The organism is Parafilimonas sp. (assembly GCF_047606085.1).
GTDB lineage: Bacteria > Bacteroidota > Bacteroidia > Chitinophagales > Chitinophagaceae > Parafilimonas.
Genome location: NZ_JASGEX010000192.1, coordinates 22,000 through 42,551 on the forward strand (window position 1 = coordinate 22,000; position 20,552 = coordinate 42,551).

The following is a 20,552-nucleotide window of genomic DNA, read 5'->3' on the forward strand; positions in this document are numbered from 1 at the left end:
TTAAGTTCCAGCTCATGGCTGATGGCTTTCTACTACTTTGCTTTTTCAACTACTTCCACCAAACGCCAGCGCTTTGTTTTGCTCAACGGGCGGGTTTCCATTATTTTCACTATATCGCCAACGGTGCACTCATTCTTTTCGTCGTGCGCATGAAAGCTGGTTGTTTTTTTTACGAACTTGCCGTAGATAGGGTGTTTTACTCTTCTTTCCACAGTAACGGTAATGGTTTTATCCATTTTATTGCTGCGAACCACGCCGGTTCTTGTTTTGCGTAAATTTCTTTCCGCTGTGTTTGTTACTTCTGCCATTATAATTAAGCTTGTAATGTTCTGTTTTTTAATTCCGTTTTTAAACGGGCAATATCCCTGCGTAAGCCGCGAATGCTTAAAGGATTTTCAAGCGGAGAAATGGCATGTGCAAATGCCAGCTTTTTTAAGCGCAGCTTATCTTCTGTAATACGAGCCTTAAGATCATTCTCGTTAAGGTCCTTCAAACTTTTATTAAAATCAATTCTGTCTGCCATTTTTCTAAATTTGAAAATTTATAATTTGAAAATCTGAAAATGTTTTACTCCATTAGCACATTAGCATCTTTTCAAATTATCACATTTATTATAAATCTCTTCTTTGTACAAATTGTGTTTTAATTGGTAATTTCTGCGCAGCCAGGTGCATGGCTTCCTGTGCTGTTTCAAGGCTTACACCATCGCACTCAAATAAAATGCGGCCTGGCTCTACCACGGCAGCCCAAAACTCAGGGTTACCTTTACCTTTACCCATCCTCACTTCAAGCGGCTTGCGGGTAATTGGCTTATCAGGAAATATGCGAATCCAAACATTACCTTCACGCTTCATAGCCCTTGTCATAGCCTGGCGTGCCGCTTCTATTTGCCGGTTGTTCAACCAGATTGGTTCAAGGGATTTTAATGCATAAGAACCGAAAGCTATGGAAGTGCCTCTTTTAGCTACTTTGCGGATTCTTCCCTTTTGCGCCTTTCTGTGTTTTGTTCTTTTTGGCTGTAACATTTTTTTCAGCTTTGAGCTATCAGCTTTCAGCTTTGAGCTATCAGCATTTAGCTATTTAAAATCAATAATTATTTTTAAGGCTTTGGCTCATGGCTCATAGCTCATGGCTCATAGCTTTCTTTATCTTCTGTTATCCCTTCTGTCGCCACCACGGTTATCACGGCCGCCGCGATGACCGCCGCCGCGGTCGCCCCTGTCCCGCTCACCTCTGTGATCGCCTCCTCTTCTTTCCCTGTGCTCACCGCCTTCATTCCTTCCGCCTGTAAAGTTCGGGTTCAGCTCACGTTTACCTAACACTTCACCTTTGCAAATCCATACTTTAATACCAATCTTTCCGTAAACGGTAAGCGCAAATACGCTTGCATAATCTATATCCATACGGAAAGTATGCAATGGCGTACGGCCTTGCTTTATTTCTTCCGTACGGGCAATTTCTGCACCGCCCAAACGGCCGGATACTTTTACTTTAATACCTTCAGCGCCCATGCGGAGCGATGAAGCGATTGCCATTTTAATAGCCCTCTTATAATTGATACGATTTTCAATCTGGCGTGCAATATTATCGGCTACGATAGCTGCATCCAGTTCGGGGCGACGGATTTCCAGGATGTTGATCTGAACATCTTCATTGCTGGTAAGTTTTTTCAATTCTTCTTTAATCCTATCAACCTCGTTTCCGCCTTTACCAATAATGATACCCGGTTTTGAAGTATGAATGGTTACAATAAGCTTACCCAATGTACGCTCAATAACGATCTTGGAGATACCACCTTTATTGATACGTGCATTAAGATAGTTTCTTATTTTATTATCCTCGATGAGTTTGGTAGCGAAGTCTTTCTTTGCGCCATACCAGTTGCTTTCCCATCCGCGGATAATACCTAACCGGTTACCTATTGGATTTGCTTTTTGACCCATATTAAGGTTTATTCTGTTTAATTAATTTTTTGAATCAACAATGATTGTTACATGATTGCTGCGTTTGCGAACCCTGTAACCACGGCCTTGTGGCGCCGGGCGCATGCGTTTTAAAACCCTGCCACCGTCAACAAATACCGTTTTCACGATAAGATTGGCATCTGCGGCACTTGAATCAGCATTGGCCTGTTCCCAGTTGCTGATGGCGCTTCTTAAAAGCTTGGCTAAAGGCGTTGCATTATGCTGCGGATGATGCTCTAAAATACCAAGCGCTTGTTCAACCTGCATGCCACGGATAACATCAGCCAGCAAACGCATTTTGCGCGGACCTGTGGGATAATTTTTAAGTTTAGCTACTGCTTCCATTATTTATTGTTTGAATGTTGAAGGTTTAATGTTTAATGTTTTGAGGAACTTCAAACTTTAAACTTCAAACTTTAAACTATTTATTATTTACTGCCTGAATGCCCTCTGAAATTCCTGGTTGGGGCGAACTCGCCTAATTTATGGCCAACCATAAACTCTGTTACATAAACCGGGATGAATTTATTGCCATTGTGCACTGCGAAGGTGTGACCAACAAAATCAGGTGTAATAGTGGAGCGGCGGCTCCATGTTTTAATCACTGATTTTTTGTTTTTACCTTCGTTGATGTTCAGCACTTTTTTATCCAGTTTTACGTCAACGTAAGGACCTTTTTTAATCGAACGACCCATTTTGTATTTCTGATTTTACGATTTCTGATTTCTGATTTCCTTAAACCCTAATCCTTCTGCCTTCAACCTTACTTCGCCAGCTTTTTACCATTCTTCCTCTGCAGGATAAGCTTATTGCTTGCCTTGCCTCTCTTACGGGTAATTTCACCTTTGGCATATTTACCAGTCCTGCTTCTCGGATGGCCACCGGAAGCTTTACCTTCACCACCACCCATCGGGTGATCTACAGGGTTCATGGCAACACCACGGTTGCGTGGGCGAATACCTCTCCAACGGTTTCTGCCGGCTTTACCCATTGTTTGCAGGTTATGGTCGCTGTTGGAAACAACGCCAACTGTTGCATAACAATTAATGAGTATCCTGCGCAGTTCGCCTGAAGGCATTTTCAACACAGCATATTTTTCTTCTTTGGCGTTAAGCTGTGCGGAAGAGCCTGCGCTTCTTGCCAGTTTACCACCCTGGTTAGGCTGCATTTCAATATTGTGAACATTTGTACCAAGCGGCATATTTTTCATTTGTAATGCATTGCCGATTTCAGGCGCTGCGGCGTCACCTGAAATGATGCTTGCGCCAACCTGCAAACCTTGTGGGGCAAGTATGTATCTTTTTTCACCATCCGTATATTCAACCAAAGCGATGAACGCTGAACGGTTGGGGTCATATTCGATGGTTTTAACTGTTGCCGCTATATCTTTTTTATTGCGTTTGAAATCTATAACGCGGTATTTCTTTTTATGACCACCGCCCATATAACGCATTGACCTTCTGCCCTGTGCATTACGGCCTGCTGTTTTTGCCACTGGCTCCAGCAAACTCTTTTCAGGTTCGTTGGTAGTTATTTCAGCATACGCATTGCCAATTCTCCAACGCATGCCTGCTGTAACCGGTTTATATTTTTTTAGTGCCATACCCCTATCCCCTAAAGGGGGATTAACTTTTTTGCCCTAAATCCCTAAAGGGACTTTAAGCGGTTTACTAATTAATATTTCAATTTTTGCGGCAACTGAATGCCTTTACTCTTTTTGCGCTTCCTTCCTCCACAACTCCCCTTCAGGGGATGGGGGCTAAATATTTGCGTACAAATCAATTGTATCACCTTCTGCTACGGTAACCAGCGCTTTTTTATAAGCGGGTTTTACACCCTTTACAAAACCAGCTTTTGTAAACTTGGTTTTGTTTTTACCCGGAACAACCAGGGTATTTACATCCACTACAGATACGCCGTAAAAATCTTCAACGGCCTTTTTAATTTCAAGCTTGTTGGCCTTACGGCTTACTTTAAAAGCATAGCGTTTCAGCTTTTCCTGCTGGCCGTTTGCTTTTTCTGTAAGGATGGGTTTTATTAAAACTTCTGCTAACTGCATTTTTCTTTTATTGAAATGTTATTCAATTATGCTTTTTCTTCTGCCACCTCTGTTTCGTCAACAAATATTTTTGCGGCTGCTTCTGTTAATACCAGCGCATCTGCATTTAAAATATCATACGTATTCAAATCTGTTAATGCACAGCTTAATACCGTATCAATATTGCGAAGGCTTAAATAAAGGTTGTCGTTCAGTTCGTCTGTTACAAACAAGGTTTTCTTGCCGTCGAGGTTCCAGCTTTTCAAAGCGTCAGCCACCTGCTTTGTTTTAGGCGCATCCAGCTTTACATCTTCAACAACCAATAAACCATTATTTTTTGTTTTGTAAGATAAAGCGCTCACCTTAGCCAGGTCTTTCACTTTCTTGTTCAGCTTAAAATCGTAGCTATGCGGCTTAGGGCCAAAGATGGTACCGCCACCCTTATATAAAGGGTTACGGATGTTACCTTTTCTTGAACCGCCGGTACCTTTCTGGCGGTGAAGCTTGCGGCTGGCACCATGTACTTCTGCACGGGTTTTTACCTTATGCGTACCCTGGCGCTGAGCAGCCTGGTATTGTTTAACAGCCAGGTAAATCACATGATCGTTTGGCTCAATGCCAAATACATCATCAGGTAATTCAAGTGTTCTGCCTGTTTTTTCTCCTTTTATATTTAAAACGTCAACTTGCATTTCTTTTGATTGAATTATTTCTGAATTAGTACAATAGAGCCGTTATGACCCGGTACAGAACCACTGACAAGAATATAATTCTTTTCAGGAAACAGTTTTACCACTTTCAAACCTTTCAGCTTTACGCGGTCGCCGCCCATTCTGCCGGCCATGCGCACACCTTTAAATACACGTGAAGCATCAGAAGAGTTACCGATAGAACCGGGAGCCCTCTGGCGGTCGTGCTGGCCGTGAGACTGCTGTCCAACACCACCAAAACCGTGGCGTTTTACAACACCCTGGAAACCCTTACCTTTTGTTGTACCCACAACATCAACTTTTTCACCTTCAGTAAAAATGTCGATAGTAACAGTTTCGCCTAAAGCTTTTTCAATATTGTAATCGCGGAATTCTTTTACGAATTTTTTAGGAGCAGTGCTTGCTTTTGCAAAGTGGTTGGTCTCGGCCTTGATGGAGTGTTTTTCATTTTTATCGCCAAATGCCAACTGGAGAGAAGCGTACCCATCGGTTTCTTTTGTTTTAACCTGGGTTACCACGCAGGGGCCAGCTTCAATAATGGTACAGGCTGTTTGCCTGCCATCCGGGGTGAAGATGCTGGTCATCCCGATTTTTTTACCAATAATTCCTTTCATTGTTTGCGGTTTTAGCCCCGCATTGGTTATGAGGACTGCCGATGTATCGGCATCGATCCTCTGTTTAGCTACCGACCTTTTCTTTTGTTTCCCGATTTTACATCGGGAGAGAAGTACCGGAAGTAAGCAAACCTCGAAGGGCTTGTTTATATGTTGTCTGAACCTGGATTTTGGAGATTTTCCTGATTTTCAGGATTAAGCCAAACTCCTTTCAGATATTTCATTTTTTTCAGAGCTCTTTTTTCAAACTTTCGATTGATTGAGAGATGATATTATTTATAAGAACTTTTTATCCGATAATCCCTGAATCCTAAAAATTCAGGCTCAGACATTTTACGCCTTGATCTCAACTTCTACGCCTGAAGGAAGATCGAGCTTGCTGAGCGCATCTACCGTTCTTGATGAAGAAGTATAGATGTCCAATAAACGCTTGTGCGTAGCGAGCTGGAATTGCTCCCGGCTTTTCTTGTTTACGTGGGGAGAACGGAGTACAGTGAAAATCCTCGTGTGTGTGGGAAGAGGAATCGGGCCTGTTACTACGGCGCCTGTGCCACGTACTGTTTTCACGATCTTCTCGGCTGATTTATCAACCAGGTTATGATCGTAAGATTTCAATTTTATTCTTATTCTCTGAGACATAATCAAAACCAATTTTTTCAAATTGGGAGCGCAAAGGTAGGTATCTCACAGATATGTCACAAGCTTTTAGGGAAGTTTTTTTGATAATTTTTGTTAAGGATATTGCGAAACTGAAGGATTGCTCATTCTGAAAAACAAAAATCGGTCATTAGCGCTTCTGCAAGCCATTCTGCCACTTTAGCTCTCTGCGAATTTCCCCGGAAGCGCCGTATCAAATAATTAAGTTTGTCAAACCAATATTATAAAAACCATGTTAGACTATTTGGAAGCAAGGCTTCCCCATCTTAAAAACAAACTGCAGCAATTTGCAGCATTATATGAAAGAATTGAAGTGCCCGCAAGAACTATCCTGCTAAGGGAAGGAGAAATCTCCAGGCGGTTTTTCTTTGTGGAAAAAGGTTGCCTGCGTGCCTGGATTAACAATAACGGCAAAGATTTAACCTTCCAGTTCTTTTTTGAAGGTCAGGGCGTTTCATCGGCTGAAAGCTTTCGCAGGAATATCCCGAGCATTTTTACCATCGAGGCCATCGAGCCTTCCGTTATACATATAATGCATAAAAAGGATTATGAAAGCATTATGCAGGAATTAAATACAGATGCTGCTTTTTTAAAAGAAATGACCGAAATAATTTTTGAGCGGCAATTATATTATGTGCGTGAATTTTTATCCTTTATTCGCGATACACCGCGGCAACGCTACCTGAATTTATTACAGCAAAAGCCGCAGGTAGTTCAGCGTGTGCCTCAACATTATATAGCCTCTTACCTGGGTGTTACATCAGTGCATTTAAGCCGCATCCGAAATAAACTGCTTAAGGAAAATAAAAAAAGCAGCAGCAGTTCTTAACAAATGTTATCGCTTAACGGCTAATGCTGCATCAACTTTGATTTAAAACAAAGAATTATGAAAGCGGCAGTAATTAATGGTTTTGGCGAAATACCGCAATATGCAGATTTTCCGGATCCGGTTACGGGCGGCAATGAAAAACTGGTACAGGTAAACGCAGCTGTGCTGGAAAATTTTGATAAAGGCACTTCGGCCGATACGCATTATTCAAGCAAAACTTTGTTCCCAAAATTCCCGGCAATAGTTGGCAATGACGGCGTTGGTATTACAGAAAACGGAGATATGGTGGCGTTTGGCGCTGTTAAACCTCCTTATGGCGCTTTTGCGGAAAAGGCGGCGGCAGGTTATGCTTTTCTCATACCGGAAGGCATTGATGCAGCAGACGCGGCAGCCATCCTTCCATCTGCACTCACCTCATTATTGCCGTTAAAATATGCTGCCAGATTACAACCGGGCGAAACCGTATTTGTAAATGGCGCTACAGGTGTTTCGGGAAGAATTGCCGTGCAAATAGCCAAAATTTTAGGTGCAGGAAAAATTGTTGTCTCCGGCAGAAATCAAGCTTCACTTACACTTTTAAAAACGCTCGGCGCAGATGAAACGATCAGCTTAATGCAGGATGATGAAAAACTTTCTGAAAACATTACTGCCGCAGGCGGCGATAACGGCTATGATGTGGTGATTGATTTTTTATGGGGCCATCCTGCAGAAATGCTCATCAATACATTTATTCCGAAGGAAGCAGGATTTGCCAAACGCCGGATACGCTATATACAGACAGGCGAAAAAGCCGGCCCGCATATATCCATACCGGGCTCAGCCTTCCGCACCTCGGGTTTGGAAATGATGGGCGTTGGAAAAATTTCAAACGAAGCGCTTATGGAAGAAATTAATGTCATCTGGCAACTGATAAAAGAAAAAAAATTATACATGGATATTGAAAAAGTTGCTCTGAAAAATATCAGTGAAGCATGGCAACGTACAGAGCTTGCAGGCAAACGTTTGGTAATAGTTCCGTAAAACGGAAATTGACAAAAGTTTATGGGCTTAAATTTACCAAGTGAAACGTTCAAAAGAACCTATTCCAAATTTTCATCTCCCCGAAACAGCGCGGTCAGGCATTCTTATAAACAGTTCCGGCGAAATAAATAAAGCCGGCCACGATATTCATTTGCCGCACAGGGATGAACATTACCTCCTCATTATGATGTTTGATGGCTGCTTTAAAGCATTGGTTGATTTTAAACAATTTGAAGTTGCCGGAAGCGCTGTAGCCTTAATATTACCAGGGCAGGTGCACCAGGTACTGGAAATAAATAAAGGAAAAACCGTAACCATTTCTTTTGACCCGCTGCTGGTTGCATCTGAACTTATCCCTGTCCTGCAATCTTATTTTTATAAACAAACTGTTTTACCTGAAGATGATATATTGTTCCGGGAATTAAGTGCTTTGCTGCAGATACTGATCGCAAAAAAAGATCATCATACCAAACCCATTCACGCATTTGTCATGCACGTTACACTGCAGAATATGCTGGCGCTCATCGCCTGTAAAATACAATCTGTTAACAATGCAGGCACAATTGAAAAGCGCCCTGCGCTCATCGTGCAGCAGTTTAAAACATTATTGCAGCAATCATTCAGGCAATTGAAAAAACCTTCTGATTATGCAAAAGCGCTGCATATTTCTGTTAAGCATCTGAACGATACAGTTAAAGCTTCAACCGGTTTTTCTGTATCCTTTCATATTCAGCAGGAAATAATGCTGGAAGCGCGAAGATTGTTATACCACTCGCCCCTTTCTGTAAAAGAAACTGCTTACACGCTCGGCTACGAAGATGTAGTGTATTTCACGAGATTATTTAAAAAAACAACAGGGTTAACACCGCTCTCCTTTCGCAGGCAATTCAGCCATTAGTACTATAAAGCCCGTTAATTGTGCTGTTTTGGTTGCAGCGCATGAAGTTGCTTTGCAATATGATTACAACAGCTCAGAAACAAAAAATATCATTTGTTGAAAATATATTTATAAAGAAAGGCAGGGTGCTGGATGTGCGTGCCTGGAAACCGGCAACGATATTTGAAGTGGACCTGCATTTGCCGCAACCGGATATGCAGCAATGGAATAAAACACAAAAGATAAGCTGCCGGGTTGGCGCTTTCAGTTTCCGCGATTATTCACCATGCTGGTGGGATGCAGAAACAAAAACCTGCACCTTATTTATTGATGCGTTGCATGACGGCGAAGGCAGCCGGTGGGTAAAAACACTGCAAAGAGAAGATGATTTTTATTACCTGCACATTGAAAGCGCAAAGCACAGTCCTGAAACCGGCAAACATCTCGTTATGCTGGGGGATGAAACAGCCATTGGCCATTTTAATGCCTTGCAGCAACTGGCAAATGATGCCACATCCATAAGCGGCGCCATTGTATTTAAGCAGGATGAGCACCTACAGCAGTTTAAAGCCTATTGCAAAAAACTTTCGCTCGATGCATTGCCTTATGCAACAAACAACTATGCTGCGCTAAAAGCATGGACTGAAAAATTGAACGTACATAATGATTGCACTTTTTATATAGCAGGCAATGCCCGGCTTGTTGTGCAATTAAGAAATGCTTTAAAAGAAAAAGGATTTGCGGCAAACCAGATAAAGGCCCAGGGATTTTGGCATTAATCAGCAGAAGCCCACCAGGCAATCCCGTCATTTAACCGTTGGGCAATTCAGTTTATTCTTTCCAAAATTATAGGTAAGACCGATTGAAAGCGTGTAATAGCCATCTTTTCTGCCCGGGCCGGCGGAATAACTAAACCCATCTAAATAATCAGTAAAAAGAAACCTGTAAGATCCTTCTGCCGATAAAGATAAATTATGCCCAATAGGATATTTTATGCCCAATCCCAGCGGGATGAACGGGGCAGATGATGGCAATGCATGTACTGTATCAATAGCCAGCCCCTGCAACACGGCTGAACCGGAATGGAAATCATCCACGTTCATATTGCTCCAGTTACGTTTTATATTCAAAAAACTTACACCAATGCCGGTAAAAATATATGGCGAGAGCTTAATGCCGCTCGTTTTGGCATTATCGCCGAATATATTAAAGATCACCATACCTGATATTTCTTTTACGGATGAGCTAAAATCAAAATTGCGTTTAAGCCTGTATGCTTTTGAAGGGTACATGGATTCATCGCTGCGCAGGCCACCGATGCCAACCGTTCCCCGCACGGAGAAATAATTATTTAAAAGGCGGTTGTAATACATGCTAAAGGCAGGTTTGGGTGTTTTATATGATCCCAAAGCCGGCGCCAGGTCGCCTTCATACACCATTACACCGCCACTTATGCCTATTTCATTTTTTCCATGCAGCACCTGTGCTTTCAGCGATGTGGCCGACATATAAAAAAACAATAGGGATGAGAATACCCGCTTCATACTTAGCAATTTTATACACTGCTAAACGAAACAAATTCCGGGATTCTTATCTGGCTGTGATTTTTTTGATGTTATTAACAGGGCCCGCTATTGCTTACTATCATCATCATGCAATCTTTCCGGTAAATCTGCATAGCTGAATTTATCTATTACATCTGCGCCATGCATTACAAAATAAGTGGGGTTTACGCGGGCTGCTGTTTTAATAACGGTTCCATCGCATAATAAAAAATCTGCCGGAAGGCCTCCGGTTACCTTTTCAGCGCCCTGCTTATCGGCTGTAATAATATAAAAATGTATTTGCTGCCGCTGGAGTTGCTGCATATACTTTTTAAAGTCATCATTCATCCATGCATCAAATGTGCTGAAGTCTTTGGCAAACAGCATCACGTATTTGCTGCCGGATTGTAAAATATCTTTTGTTGTATCCGTTCCTCCTAAAGTAAACAAAGCGAAATCTGCAATAGGCGGCGTGGCATTCCCCTTTCTTATCACCTTATCAACGCGGTTAATGAACTCGTAAGTTGAATCAAGATCGGCCGGCAAGGTCTCCGCCGTATATTCTTTCACTTCGCCGTTCTTTTTATACCTGAATACCATTACAATACTATCGGGCACCGCATTTGGCGGCGGCTGCATTTGCTGTACTAAATTATTGCCTTTCTTATAAGGCAGGCAATCCACCACCGGCAAATGCTTCATTACATAAGCCTGCAACTCGCTTATAACAGCAATACAGAATATTAATAAGCAAACCGCAACAACAGGTTTTACCGATGACAGTATTTTTTTCCTGTTAACGAATAATACAAGTATCAGTAACAATAGAATAAGGTCTTTTGTGAAGGATTGTGCAGGCGTTAACGGCAGGCAATCGCCAAAGCAGCCGCAGGTTTTTATTTTGCCTGAAAACAAAGCATAGCCGGTAAGAAAACTGAAGAAGATGATGAGCAATAATAACAGCCAGCTAAACAGGCGCATGTGCCATCCAATGATAACGGCAACACCGGCCAGCACTTCAAACACGTTCATGATGAGCGAAAAGCTGAGCGTGTAATCATTAAAAAAATACATGTTCCAGACTTCGAAAAACTCCTGCATTTTATAACTTAACCCCAAAGGATCATTTGCCTTTACCAGCCCGCTGAAAATAAACAGCAGGCCAACAAACCAGCGTATTACCAACAATATATTTTTTTTGTATGCAGCCATCACCTTAAACTTTAAACATTCAACTTTTGTGTTTCCCTTCATCAATCATTATCAAAGCAAAAACAGCGTAATTAATTATATCAACATAGTTCGCGTCAATGCCTTCACTTATCAATGTTTTACCATCATTATTCAATATTTGCCGCACCCGCAGTAATTTCATCAATATCAAATCAACATAGCTTTCCTGGCTCATTTCGCGCCAGGCTTCGCTGTAATCATGGTTCTTATTCAGCAAAGTATGCCTTGCGGTATGCACAGCTTCATCGTACAAATCACTTGCCTGTTTTACGGAAAGCTCTTCCACAACAGGATCATTCAGCTTTAATTGAATTAAGCCAATAACCGCATAATTAATTATGCCAGCGAATTCGCTTTGCACATCATCTTCCACTTTACGCGCAGCCAGGCCTTGTATATTTCTTATGCGCAGGGCTTTAATAAATATCTGGTCAACCACCGAAATGATGCGCAGCACGCGCCAGGCTGTACCATAGTCTTTTGTTTTTTTCAGGAAGATTTCTTTGCAACGCTCTATTACTTTATCAAACTGGCTTTCTGTATTTGTCATTATGGTATAGTGAAGTTGATTTTAAAAAATATTAGCCAAACACTGCGGCTTCATCTGCCGAAGGGCCGTACATGCCGGGCACCGGCACATTAAGCAGGCGCAGGTAAACGCTTAACTGGCCGCGATGATGATACAGATGGTTCATTGCCATGGTTCTCACTGCTACTTTTTTGGGCATTTGAAACATGATCTGTTCACCGCGCCAAAAAACCCAGATGCTGTTGAGGTTTTCATCCGTTACATTTTCCAACGCGGTTATTGCAGCATTCAGCCTTTCATCAAACAATTGTAAAATTTCTTCTGTGCCTGCAGGCGGTTCGCGGTTCAATGTTGCTGTGGCAAAATTAAATTCATCAGCATTTAAAATCCGTTCAAACCACATTGGCAATTCCGCGATATGTTTTGCAAGCTTTCCAAGCGTGGAAGATTTTTCATGCGGCCGCCAGTATAACTTATCAGCAGGAACACGCGCCAGCATCTTTTTTGTATTGGCAGCTTCATGTTTTAATTCTCCAAGCAAGGCTGTATTCATTGCCATATAATACTGTTATTTCACGGGCAGCTAAAGTAGAAAATAAAAAGGCAGGAATGCACTAATGTTTGTATAAGATTTATTTGTGCGATAAGGATGGCGCCCGTTATGCAAAATGGGCAAAGTCTTTTTCATAGTTGCCCTTAATTCTTTCTATGGGAGGATTGTAATAACCGAATTTCAAATGCGGGAATTCTTCTTTTAATAATTCCATCAATTGTTTTATGCCAAGCATTTCGCCCGTTTCTGTTATACCAATCTTGCCCAGGTACCAGTCCGGGTCAATATTGAAATTGCGCCATTGTATCATACACAAATCCGTATCAACAATCAGCTTCCGCAAAGCTTCATATTCTTCAACCGTATCCGTCATGCCGGGAAAAACAAAATAGTTAATGCTTGTCCAGCCATTATAGCTGCGCATAATTTTTAAAGATTCAATCAGGTCTTCAAACACATAATTATTCGGCCTGTAATACACCGTGTAAATATGGCTTTGCGCACTGTTCATGCTCACACGAATACTGTTCAGGCCGGCTTCGCATAAAGCCCGTACGGCATTGGGCCTGGAGCCATTTGTATTCATGTTGATGCTGCCGCGATCCGTATGCTTTCTTATTTCAAGAATAGATTCGCGTATTGTTTCCCACATCAGCAGCGGCTCGCCTTCGCAGCCCTGCCCGAAGCTAACCAAAGGGTAAGGCGCCTTTAATAAATGCGGAACGGTGAACTCTGCAATCTCCTCCGCAGTTGGCTTAAATGCAAGCCTGTCCTGCGTGGAAACAATGGTTTCTTCTTCAGGCTGAAAAGAAATGCAGCCGATGCAATTGGCATTGCATGCAGGCGATGAAGGAACCGGGCATTCCCATCTTCCCAGCGATAAATTCCGCGCCGCCGGGCAATGATAGGTTAAACAACAATTCTGCATTAAATGTTTCACCAAACGGTTATGCGGGTAATGTTCCAGCAGCCAGGCTGCGCCGCTTTGAATTTTTGTATCATTATAACCGGCACATTCCTGGCGGATATCTTCCTCGATCCTTACAGCAGGCACATAAAACTTATTGTTTAACCAACCGGCTGCTGTATAACAAAACAAGGGCAGCGTGGGTGCGCCGGGCAGGGTTTCATACGCGGCAATAAACAAACCCGTATGCGCCGGCGGAATGAATGCGGCTACGGCCCATCCTTTTTCGCACAGGCGCATATTGCCGGTATGCACGTCAATGCCAATGCCGCGACGACCGGGCAATTCATATAAACTGCCGCCATCGGGCAGTTCGATCCAGTCTTCTCTTTCTATGGGAAAAGCGTCCCAGCCGGCACGGCCAACCGCATACAGGCTGGTATCTTCAAATATATTGCCTTTACCGTCTGAATATAATATGTATGGAGACTGATGAAGCATGGTAATTTTGATAGGCGCAGGCTACAAGCTGCGGGCTATTTGCTGTTTGCAAAATTCATTAAATTCCCTTTCCATTTCGGCCGGGACATTGCTTTCTGTTTCTTTCTGAATGATCCTGTTATTATTGAAATCGAGCGTAAGCATGTTATCTTTCAGCATAGCATTTTTTACCTGCTGCCACGAATAATTTTTAAAAGGAAAAGTATTGAACGTGATGGCTTCTTTGCTAAAACCTATTTCCTGCGGAAACTTAATCTGCCGCTCAAGCAGGGCGGCCACAATAAACAATACAGCTATCCAGGGCAGGTGAAGCGGATACATCAGCCACAAAAAAGCGGCTGCATACAAGGCCCATTTAAACGTAATTACATTTTCTGACTGATTGAAAACCGAAAGCATAAAGTTGATTACAATAACCGCCATCAGCACAATATTAATCCAGTTGTAACTAAAGAACGGGGTATGCAGCAACGCGAATACTTCCGCCGCAATTGCAAGCACGCACATCAATACCGTTATTACATTATACACTTTGTAATTGGGATGCCTGAGCGTGATCACAAAATCGTATTCCCTATTCCGGCTCATCGGTGCAATTGCTTTTCACAAATAAATTACAGATCTTCCACAACAGGCGGGACGCCACAACCGCATCGTAATTGGTTTCGCCCACGCCCACTTCAACCAGGTCAAAACCTATCAGTTTTTTTCCGCTTTCAATTATCTTCCGCAGCAGGTATAAAACCTCATCGCTTTGAAATCCGCCGGGAACGGGCGTGCCTGTATTGGGGCAAAGTTTGGGATCGAGCCCGTCAATATCAAAACTGAAATACACATTATCCGGCAGGTATTGTATCATTTCATCGGCAATAATCTTCCAGTTCTCACCGCCAAAAAAACGTTCCTTCACCTGCTGGTCAAAATACGTTACCACTTTATAATTGCTGTTGCAGATGTAATTCCATTCCGCCTCGCAATAGTCCCGCACGCCGGCCTGTACCAGCCTTTCAATGGCGGGCACTTCATTTAAGGCGTTATACATAATACTGGCATGCGAGTAGTTGAACTTCTCATAAGCCTTGCGCAGGTCGCAATGTGCATCAATCTGCAATACACCAAAGCTTTCATATTTCTCGGCCAGCGCTTTAAAATAGCCCAGCGATACGCTGTGATCGCCGCCAAGCAGCCCTACAAGTTTACCCCGGTTTAGCAAATCTTTCGTTTGCTCATATACCCAGTTATTCAGCATTTCACTGCCTTCATTTATTTCCTTCAGGCTTTTTAACATAAACTTATTATTATTTATGTCCTGGCCATGCGCAATAAAATCAATATAGAGCTCCGCTTCCTTGCGCAGGTAATCGCTCTTCATCAGGATTTTTTTATCGGGCTCACGCATATAAAAGCCTTTTTTCCACCCGCGCCGCATATTAGGATCGAAGAGATCAATCTGCGTGCTGGTTTTAAAGATATGCTCTATAGCCCTTGCTGTGCCTGCATTACAGCTTACCGTTACCTCCCAGGGCACGGGTAATATCACTACCCGGGCATCTTCTTCAGAAAAAGGCAAACCGAATATATTGTTATTGCGGTTAGCCACTTCGTTTACGTCAAACTTTGAAAGATCAATCATAATGCTTGCTGAAAAGTTGTGCAAGATAATTGCTATTTTTAAAACAGCGGCTAATGCTTTTTAACAAAAAGCCATGGCAGTTAATTAGCTCACGGGGTTGCAGGGCTCAAGGGTTAAGCAGGTTGATGAACCGCAGGCATAATTATTCAACAACAATCTCATTTCAAAACTTTAATTTGCATGCTTGAAATTTTTGCCTGAAATGTTGAGAAACCGCATGCTGATCGCTCTGCTGATCCTGTTCTTTAACAGCGCTTTCGCCCAAACTTTAAACACCGTAAAATATCCTTCCCTTTTTTGGGAAATAACCGGTAATGGCTTAAAAAAGCCTTCTTACCTGTTTGGTACCATGCATGTAAGCAATAAGATCGCCTTTCACCTGAGCGATTCTTTTTATAACGCTATTCAAAGCACCGATATGGTGGCGCTGGAATTAAACCCGGAATGCTGGCAAAAAGATATGGTAAGGATGAATGCGGCGCAGGAAGAGATTGAGCATTTTTATAAAGACAATACCACACAATACATCACAGAATCATCGTTTGAGATAAATGATTATTACGATAAATTAAAACCTGCGCTTACCGCAGACCCTCAGCAAATAAACAGCCTGCTTTACCGTACATTTTCCGTGCAGCAGGATTACGAGGAAAACACTTACCTCGATCTGTATATCTATCAAACCGGGAGAAAATACGGCAAGCTGGCCGGCGGCGTTGAAGACTATTATCAAACACAGAAAATATTGTTTGAGGCGTATGCCGCTATGGCAAAGGAAAAAATGAAACGGTCATCTTCCAACAATCGAAATGCCGCGCCGGATATGGATAAAAAAATACAGGAGGCCTATCGCCGGGGCAACCTGGACCTGCTGGATTCGCTTGAACATATTTCTTTTAATTCAACTGCTTACATTAATAAATTTTTATACGAGCGCAATAAAATACAGGCCAATTCAATAGATACGTTAATTAAAAAACACAGCCTGTTCGCCGGTGTGGGCGCTGCCCATCTGCCCGGCGCTAATGGCGTTATAGAGCTGCTGCGGGCAAAAGGTTACAGGCTGCGGCCGGTTTACATGCAGGACAGGGATGCAACCGCCAAGGATACCGTTGAAAAAATGAAAGTGCCGGTAAACTTTAAATTCTTTACAACCGATGACGGGTTTATTTCGGTAAAGACGCCCGGGCCTTTGTATAAAATGCCTCAAACGTACAAAACCATAAACGATAACTGGCAATATGCCGATATGGATAACGGGGCTTACTATATGCTTACCCGTGTGCACACACATGCAGGCCTGCTTAACCAGAATGCGGCCGCTGTTTTGCAAAAGACAGACAGCCTGCTGTACGAAAATATCCCGGGCCGCATCATCAGCAAAAAAGCAATAAAACGAAACGGTATAAACGGTTTTGATATTATTAACAGAACAAGAAGGGGCGACCTGCAGCGCTACAATATCTTCGTAACCCCATTTGAAATACTTGTTTTTAAAATGAGCGGCAACGACGATTATGTAAACAGCACGGAAGCGGAAACTTTTTTCAGTTCGATAAGTTTTAACCGTACCCAGGCTTCACAACCTGTTTTTACCTCGCCATCAGCAGGCTTTCACATAAAATTTCCGCAGTTTCCCTACATAAGCAATAATGCTTACGATGCAGACAACATAAGCAAATGGCAGTTTGAAGCTTTTGACAGCGCAACGGGCAATGCCTACACAGTTTACAAAAAAACAGTAACCAATATAAGCTTTATGGAAGAAGACAGCTTTGACCTCAGCCTGGTAGAGCGGAGCATTAAATCTTCTGATATAATTGACAAAGAACTGTCAAGAAATTTTGCGCATGTTGATGGCTATCATGCATTAAAAATGCAGTTTGCCTGCAGGAACGGCAATTACATAAACGCGGAAGCCGTTTTAAAAGGCCCGGATTATTATTTGCTTATCCAAACAAGCCGCAGGAAAAATAACGTGGATACGGTTTTTTTTAATTCGTTTGGCTTTAATAATTATCAATACAATACTGCAACAGCTTATACAGATACCCTGCTTGATTTTACCGTGCAAACCCCGGTAAAACCGGTACTGGATTCCTCACTCGTAAGCCTTATGTACAGCGTACTAAATGATGCCAGCCTTTTAGCCAGGATACAGGGCGAAAGTTATTGGCCAAGGAGCAGGTATGCTATGTTTAAAGATGATTCAACGGGTGAATCTGTTTTGGTAAGCATGTATGAATATCCAAAGTATTACCACGTAAAAGATTCCGCAACCTATTGGAAAAAACAATTAATGCCCGGTAATGACGAAGATGCTTGCTTATATAAAAAAACGGCTTTTGCGCCCTGCGATTCCTGCCAGGGTTATCAGCTATACTGGCGCGATACAAATACAGTGAGGCAGATCATTAACTATAAAATTTTAAGCAATAACAGGCTGTACAATTTATATGCGATCGTGGATAGTTCAGGAGCAGAAAGCAGTTTTATCAAAAATTTCTTTTCCACGTTTACAGCAATCAATAAAAACCAAACGTCAATTTATACCGATAAAACAAATACATTTTTTGAAGACCTGTACAGCCGGGATTCGCTTACCAAAGCACGCGCAAGGAATGCTATAGGCAATGTGTATTATAGCGCTGACAATATTGACAAAGTGGTGCATTTCATTAATACGCTTAGCTATGGCGAAGAAGATTATTTTGAAATGAAACAAAAATTTATTGCTGAATTGGGTTATATAAATGATTCCTGCTGTAAAGACAGGATCGTACAGGCGCTTGAAGATATTTATAAAAAAACAGCCGATACAGCCTACTTCCAGAACGAAGTGCTGAAAGCTTTGCAGCATATTAAAACAACATCCTCATACACTGCTTTAAAAAGCCTGTTGCTGCAGGACCCGCCATTATTTGATGATTATGATGACTACGGGGATTTCTTCGAAGATTTTGAAGACTCGTTGCAGCTCACCCGCACATTGTTTCCTGAAATACTGCAGCTAACAACCATTGAAGATTACAAGGCGCCGGTTATTGCCTTGTTATCAGAACTGCTCGACAGCGGCTATATACAGGCTAAAGATTATAAGGATTACTTTAGTAAAATATATTTTGATGCAAAGATTGAAATGAAGAAACAGCAGAATACGGAAGAAAAAATGCTGGAGCAGCAGTCGCAGCAAAGCGCCGATGATGATACGCCGGCAAAAAACATATACGCTGATAATGATTATGAACCCACTGACATACATGCGTATGCTACACTGCTATTGCCTTTTTATGATACAGTGGCTGCATTGCCCAAATTCTTCAACCGCTTATTGCAATCGAGGGATACATCTGTTCAATTGGAAACGGCCGTACTGCTGATAAAAAATAATAAACCGGTGCCTGACAGCATACTGCTTAATATTGCAGCAAAGGATAATTACCGCAGCAATTTATTTCAAGCCCTGGAAGAAGCTGGCCGGGCCGGTATGTTTCCTTCACCATATAAACGGCAGGATTTAATGGCCCGTTCGGTATTATGCGGCGATTCGGAAAAAACAAAATTCTTCGATATTCAGCCTGAAGGCAAAACGCCCGTGAACCTTACAGGCAAAAAGGGTTATGTATATTTCTTTAAATACAAACTGCAGGAAGATGATGACTGGGAAATTGGTTTAAGCGGCCCGCAACCGGAAAATGTGAATGAGGCAGGCACAGATAATGCATTAACATCTTTAACCAATGAAAAACTGATTGCCGCCAAACCGGCTGCAGAACAGTTTAACAATCAGTTATCAAGATTATTATTATTACAACATAAAAGCGCCAGGCATTTTTATGAAAACAGCAGGAACATGTATGGCAGCTTTGACAATTATTAAAACAGCTTCATAACATTCTCATAAGTTGCCGCTGACTTTATGTTAACCATACATTTTCCTGAACATAATTTCCGTATAAAAAAAGAAAAGAACAGGCATTCCATTTTTGATGAAGTGCGCCGCCGCTGGGTGGCCCTAACACCCGAAGAATGGGTGCGGCAAAACTTTCTTCAATATTTAATGCAGGTAAAAAAATACCCGGCTTCGCTCATATCTGTAGAGAAAATTATAAAGGTGGGCGAGCTTGCCAAACGCTACGACATTGTTGTGTATAACAAAAACAATCCCTGGCTTATTGTTGAGTGCAAGGAAAGCAACACAGTTATAGATGCAAAAGTGATTGAACAGGTAATGCGTTACAATATGGCGCTTGCCATCAGTTATTTTGTTATAACAAACGGCAATAAAAGTTTTTGTTATGCCATTACCGGCCATTCTTTTTATGAGCTTTCAGATTTGCCGGGGTTATATTTTTAGCCAGTTGCAAAGAGGATAATGTTAATTGCGAGCTGCCTATGCATTCTTTTAAAAACAGGCAATATTCTCTGCATGCGGCTACTACTCTATGCTCAGCAGTATTTGTAGTACACCCAAGTAAAGTTTGGCTCGGGAAAATAATTATCTTCATCCTCCTTAGGTAATCTATTTGCTATCATCATCAACTACTAAATGCCCATTCGACAGCGTGATCTTATGAACGGCGATGCTTCCATACACGACAATTTTATCCGCAGCATTTTATCCAATAAAAATATTGCGGCAGCCTACTTTAAAAACTATCTGCCGGCTTTCATCAGCAGGCAGTTAAACTTTGCTATTGTCATGTTAAGCAAAATATGACGTTTAATTTTGTGATGAATACTGCATATTTAGAGTAATATTTACCACTCATCATTGACAAATCAAGCTTAACTTAACACTAGCTTATACTCCTCTCTGGATAAAAATGTGCAATCATTGATTTGCCAAAGTACAAATCTATTCTTATTGCCAGCCTTACATTAAGTAAGGCAAGCATAAAACATAACCACTGGCACGTCATGCCCCCAACGCGTCGGGGGCA

The 20,552-nt window shown here is 42.0% G+C and carries 25 protein-coding genes; 7 read left to right on the forward strand and 18 right to left on the reverse strand.

Translation table 11 applies throughout. From position 1 onward, the window contains the following. Nucleotides 1–32 precede the first annotated feature (32 nt). The 11 genes from rpsQ to rpsJ all read right to left on the reverse strand — a co-directional run bounded on the left by rpsQ (nt 33) and on the right by rpsJ (nt 5,965). Nucleotides 33–308: a 30S ribosomal protein S17 gene (gene rpsQ, locus QM629_RS17150; RefSeq protein ID WP_415161117.1), complete on the reverse strand. Its 276-nt coding sequence runs from the start codon at nt 306–308 to the stop codon at nt 33–35. 5 nt (nt 309–313) lie between these two features. Then, on the reverse strand, nt 314–523 hold the full coding sequence (gene rpmC / locus QM629_RS17155; RefSeq protein ID WP_415161118.1) for a 50S ribosomal protein L29: 210 nt from the start codon (nt 521–523) through the stop codon (nt 314–316). An 88-nt stretch (nt 524–611) separates the two neighbouring features. Next, nucleotides 612–1,025 carry a 50S ribosomal protein L16 gene (rplP, locus tag QM629_RS17160; protein WP_415161119.1) on the reverse strand — a complete coding sequence of 138 codons (414 nt, stop codon included), beginning with the start codon at nt 1,023–1,025 and terminating at the stop codon, nt 612–614. Between the two features lie 120 nt (nt 1,026–1,145). Beyond that, nucleotides 1,146–1,943, reverse strand: coding sequence for a 30S ribosomal protein S3 (gene rpsC / locus QM629_RS17165; RefSeq protein ID WP_415161120.1), 798 nt, complete (start codon nt 1,941–1,943; stop codon nt 1,146–1,148). A 21-nt stretch (nt 1,944–1,964) separates the two neighbouring features. Beyond that, nucleotides 1,965–2,309, reverse strand: coding sequence for a 50S ribosomal protein L22 (rplV, locus tag QM629_RS17170; protein ID WP_415161121.1), 345 nt, complete (start codon nt 2,307–2,309; stop codon nt 1,965–1,967). Between the two features lie 83 nt (nt 2,310–2,392). Further along, complete coding sequence (gene rpsS, locus QM629_RS17175) at nt 2,393–2,659, reverse strand: 30S ribosomal protein S19 (protein ID WP_090653737.1); 267 nt, start codon at nt 2,657–2,659, stop codon at nt 2,393–2,395. Between the two features lie 68 nt (nt 2,660–2,727). Continuing rightward, nucleotides 2,728–3,567 carry a 50S ribosomal protein L2 gene (gene rplB / locus QM629_RS17180; protein ID WP_415161122.1) on the reverse strand — a complete coding sequence of 280 codons (840 nt, stop codon included), beginning with the start codon at nt 3,565–3,567 and terminating at the stop codon, nt 2,728–2,730. A 156-nt stretch (nt 3,568–3,723) separates the two neighbouring features. After that, complete coding sequence (gene rplW, locus QM629_RS17185) at nt 3,724–4,023, reverse strand: 50S ribosomal protein L23 (protein ID WP_415161123.1); 300 nt, start codon at nt 4,021–4,023, stop codon at nt 3,724–3,726. A 26-nt stretch (nt 4,024–4,049) separates the two neighbouring features. Continuing rightward, nucleotides 4,050–4,694, reverse strand: coding sequence for a 50S ribosomal protein L4 (gene rplD / locus QM629_RS17190; protein WP_415161124.1), 645 nt, complete (start codon nt 4,692–4,694; stop codon nt 4,050–4,052). Between the two features lie 14 nt (nt 4,695–4,708). Continuing rightward, on the reverse strand, nt 4,709–5,326 hold the full coding sequence (gene rplC, locus QM629_RS17195; RefSeq protein ID WP_415161125.1) for a 50S ribosomal protein L3: 618 nt from the start codon (nt 5,324–5,326) through the stop codon (nt 4,709–4,711). A gap of 333 nt (nt 5,327–5,659) precedes the next feature. After that, the gene (gene rpsJ, locus QM629_RS17200) at nt 5,660–5,965 is read right to left on the reverse strand and encodes a 30S ribosomal protein S10 (RefSeq protein WP_090655123.1); all 306 of its coding nucleotides are present in this window, start codon (nt 5,963–5,965) and stop codon (nt 5,660–5,662) included. Between the two features lie 250 nt (nt 5,966–6,215). On the opposite strand from rpsJ, the gene QM629_RS17205 reads away from it, so the two are divergent. Genes QM629_RS17205 through QM629_RS17220 form a run of 4 tightly spaced genes read left to right on the forward strand, consistent with a single transcriptional unit; the run spans nt 6,216 to nt 9,488 of the window. Further along, complete coding sequence (locus QM629_RS17205) at nt 6,216–6,812, forward strand: Crp/Fnr family transcriptional regulator (RefSeq protein ID WP_415161126.1); 597 nt, start codon at nt 6,216–6,218, stop codon at nt 6,810–6,812. A 57-nt stretch (nt 6,813–6,869) separates the two neighbouring features. After that, nucleotides 6,870–7,832, forward strand: a complete 963-nt coding sequence (locus QM629_RS17210) for a zinc-binding dehydrogenase (RefSeq protein ID WP_415161127.1) — start codon at nt 6,870–6,872, stop codon at nt 7,830–7,832. 40 nt (nt 7,833–7,872) lie between these two features. Further along, nucleotides 7,873–8,730: a helix-turn-helix domain-containing protein gene (locus tag QM629_RS17215; protein WP_415161128.1), complete on the forward strand. Its 858-nt coding sequence runs from the start codon at nt 7,873–7,875 to the stop codon at nt 8,728–8,730. A 59-nt stretch (nt 8,731–8,789) separates the two neighbouring features. Beyond that, a complete protein-coding gene (locus QM629_RS17220) occupies nt 8,790–9,488 on the forward strand; it encodes an SIP domain-containing protein (RefSeq protein ID WP_415161129.1) in 699 nt (232 codons plus the stop codon). A 27-nt stretch (nt 9,489–9,515) separates the two neighbouring features. On the opposite strand, the gene QM629_RS17225 is transcribed toward QM629_RS17220, so the two are convergent. From QM629_RS17225 to QM629_RS17255, 7 genes are all read right to left on the reverse strand, one after another. After that, nucleotides 9,516–10,253, reverse strand: a complete 738-nt coding sequence (locus QM629_RS17225) for a DUF6089 family protein (protein ID WP_415161130.1) — start codon at nt 10,251–10,253, stop codon at nt 9,516–9,518. An 87-nt stretch (nt 10,254–10,340) separates the two neighbouring features. Then, nucleotides 10,341–11,465 carry a BT_3928 family protein gene (locus tag QM629_RS17230; RefSeq protein ID WP_415161131.1) on the reverse strand — a complete coding sequence of 375 codons (1,125 nt, stop codon included), beginning with the start codon at nt 11,463–11,465 and terminating at the stop codon, nt 10,341–10,343. Between the two features lie 19 nt (nt 11,466–11,484). Continuing rightward, a complete protein-coding gene (locus QM629_RS17235; protein ID WP_415161132.1) occupies nt 11,485–12,036 on the reverse strand; it encodes a DUF1599 domain-containing protein in 552 nt (183 codons plus the stop codon). Between the two features lie 31 nt (nt 12,037–12,067). Further along, nucleotides 12,068–12,574 carry a DinB family protein gene (locus QM629_RS17240; RefSeq protein WP_415161133.1) on the reverse strand — a complete coding sequence of 169 codons (507 nt, stop codon included), beginning with the start codon at nt 12,572–12,574 and terminating at the stop codon, nt 12,068–12,070. 100 nt (nt 12,575–12,674) lie between these two features. Next, a complete protein-coding gene (locus tag QM629_RS17245) occupies nt 12,675–13,976 on the reverse strand; it encodes a radical SAM protein (RefSeq protein ID WP_415161134.1) in 1,302 nt (433 codons plus the stop codon). Between the two features lie 21 nt (nt 13,977–13,997). Next, complete coding sequence (locus tag QM629_RS17250) at nt 13,998–14,564, reverse strand: hypothetical protein (RefSeq protein WP_415161135.1); 567 nt, start codon at nt 14,562–14,564, stop codon at nt 13,998–14,000. Beyond that, nucleotides 14,551–15,609, reverse strand: coding sequence for an agmatinase family protein (locus QM629_RS17255; RefSeq protein WP_415161136.1), 1,059 nt, complete (start codon nt 15,607–15,609; stop codon nt 14,551–14,553). Before QM629_RS17255 ends, QM629_RS17250 begins: the two co-directional genes overlap by 14 nt. 202 nt (nt 15,610–15,811) lie before the next feature. Between QM629_RS17255 and QM629_RS17260 the strand changes: the two genes are divergently transcribed. From QM629_RS17260 to QM629_RS17270, 3 genes are all read left to right on the forward strand, one after another. Further along, on the forward strand, nt 15,812–19,489 hold the full coding sequence (locus QM629_RS17260) for a TraB/GumN family protein (protein ID WP_415161137.1): 3,678 nt from the start codon (nt 15,812–15,814) through the stop codon (nt 19,487–19,489). 39 nt (nt 19,490–19,528) lie between these two features. Further along, complete coding sequence (locus QM629_RS17265; RefSeq protein ID WP_415161138.1) at nt 19,529–19,966, forward strand: type I restriction enzyme HsdR N-terminal domain-containing protein; 438 nt, start codon at nt 19,529–19,531, stop codon at nt 19,964–19,966. 192 nt (nt 19,967–20,158) lie between these two features. Then, nucleotides 20,159–20,329, forward strand: coding sequence for a hypothetical protein (locus QM629_RS17270; protein WP_415161139.1), 171 nt, complete (start codon nt 20,159–20,161; stop codon nt 20,327–20,329). Nucleotides 20,330–20,552: the final 223 nt, after the last annotated feature.

Bases quoted from the DNA above. Each gene is read 5' to 3' on its own strand.
- rpsQ (WP_415161117.1), bottom strand. From the start codon at position 308: ATGGCAGAAGTAACAAACACAGCGGAAAGAAATTTACGCAAAACAAGA.
- rpmC (WP_415161118.1), bottom strand. From the start codon at position 523: ATGGCAGACAGAATTGATTTTAATAAAAGTTTGAAGGACCTTAACGAG.
- rplP (WP_415161119.1), bottom strand. From the start codon at position 1,025: ATGTTACAGCCAAAAAGAACAAAACACAGAAAGGCGCAAAAGGGAAGA.
- rpsC (WP_415161120.1), bottom strand. From the start codon at position 1,943: ATGGGTCAAAAAGCAAATCCAATAGGTAACCGGTTAGGTATTATCCGC.
- rplV (WP_415161121.1), bottom strand. From the start codon at position 2,309: ATGGAAGCAGTAGCTAAACTTAAAAATTATCCCACAGGTCCGCGCAAA.
- rpsS (WP_090653737.1), bottom strand. From the start codon at position 2,659: ATGGGTCGTTCGATTAAAAAAGGTCCTTACGTTGACGTAAAACTGGAT.
- rplB (WP_415161122.1), bottom strand. From the start codon at position 3,567: ATGGCACTAAAAAAATATAAACCGGTTACAGCAGGCATGCGTTGGAGA.
- rplW (WP_415161123.1), bottom strand. From the start codon at position 4,023: ATGCAGTTAGCAGAAGTTTTAATAAAACCCATCCTTACAGAAAAAGCA.
- rplD (WP_415161124.1), bottom strand. From the start codon at position 4,694: ATGCAAGTTGACGTTTTAAATATAAAAGGAGAAAAAACAGGCAGAACA.
- rplC (WP_415161125.1), bottom strand. From the start codon at position 5,326: ATGAAAGGAATTATTGGTAAAAAAATCGGGATGACCAGCATCTTCACC.
- rpsJ (WP_090655123.1), bottom strand. From the start codon at position 5,965: ATGTCTCAGAGAATAAGAATAAAATTGAAATCTTACGATCATAACCTG.
- QM629_RS17205 (WP_415161126.1), top strand. From the start codon at position 6,216: ATGTTAGACTATTTGGAAGCAAGGCTTCCCCATCTTAAAAACAAACTG.
- QM629_RS17210 (WP_415161127.1), top strand. From the start codon at position 6,870: ATGAAAGCGGCAGTAATTAATGGTTTTGGCGAAATACCGCAATATGCA.
- QM629_RS17220 (WP_415161129.1), top strand. From the start codon at position 8,790: ATGATTACAACAGCTCAGAAACAAAAAATATCATTTGTTGAAAATATA.
- QM629_RS17225 (WP_415161130.1), bottom strand. From the start codon at position 10,253: ATGAAGCGGGTATTCTCATCCCTATTGTTTTTTTATATGTCGGCCACA.
- QM629_RS17230 (WP_415161131.1), bottom strand. From the start codon at position 11,465: ATGGCTGCATACAAAAAAAATATATTGTTGGTAATACGCTGGTTTGTT.
- QM629_RS17235 (WP_415161132.1), bottom strand. From the start codon at position 12,036: ATGACAAATACAGAAAGCCAGTTTGATAAAGTAATAGAGCGTTGCAAA.
- QM629_RS17240 (WP_415161133.1), bottom strand. From the start codon at position 12,574: ATGGCAATGAATACAGCCTTGCTTGGAGAATTAAAACATGAAGCTGCC.
- QM629_RS17245 (WP_415161134.1), bottom strand. From the start codon at position 13,976: ATGCTTCATCAGTCTCCATACATATTATATTCAGACGGTAAAGGCAAT.
- QM629_RS17250 (WP_415161135.1), bottom strand. From the start codon at position 14,564: ATGAGCCGGAATAGGGAATACGATTTTGTGATCACGCTCAGGCATCCC.
- QM629_RS17255 (WP_415161136.1), bottom strand. From the start codon at position 15,609: ATGATTGATCTTTCAAAGTTTGACGTAAACGAAGTGGCTAACCGCAAT.
- QM629_RS17260 (WP_415161137.1), top strand. From the start codon at position 15,812: ATGTTGAGAAACCGCATGCTGATCGCTCTGCTGATCCTGTTCTTTAAC.
- QM629_RS17265 (WP_415161138.1), top strand. From the start codon at position 19,529: ATGTTAACCATACATTTTCCTGAACATAATTTCCGTATAAAAAAAGAA.
- QM629_RS17270 (WP_415161139.1), top strand. From the start codon at position 20,159: ATGCCCATTCGACAGCGTGATCTTATGAACGGCGATGCTTCCATACAC.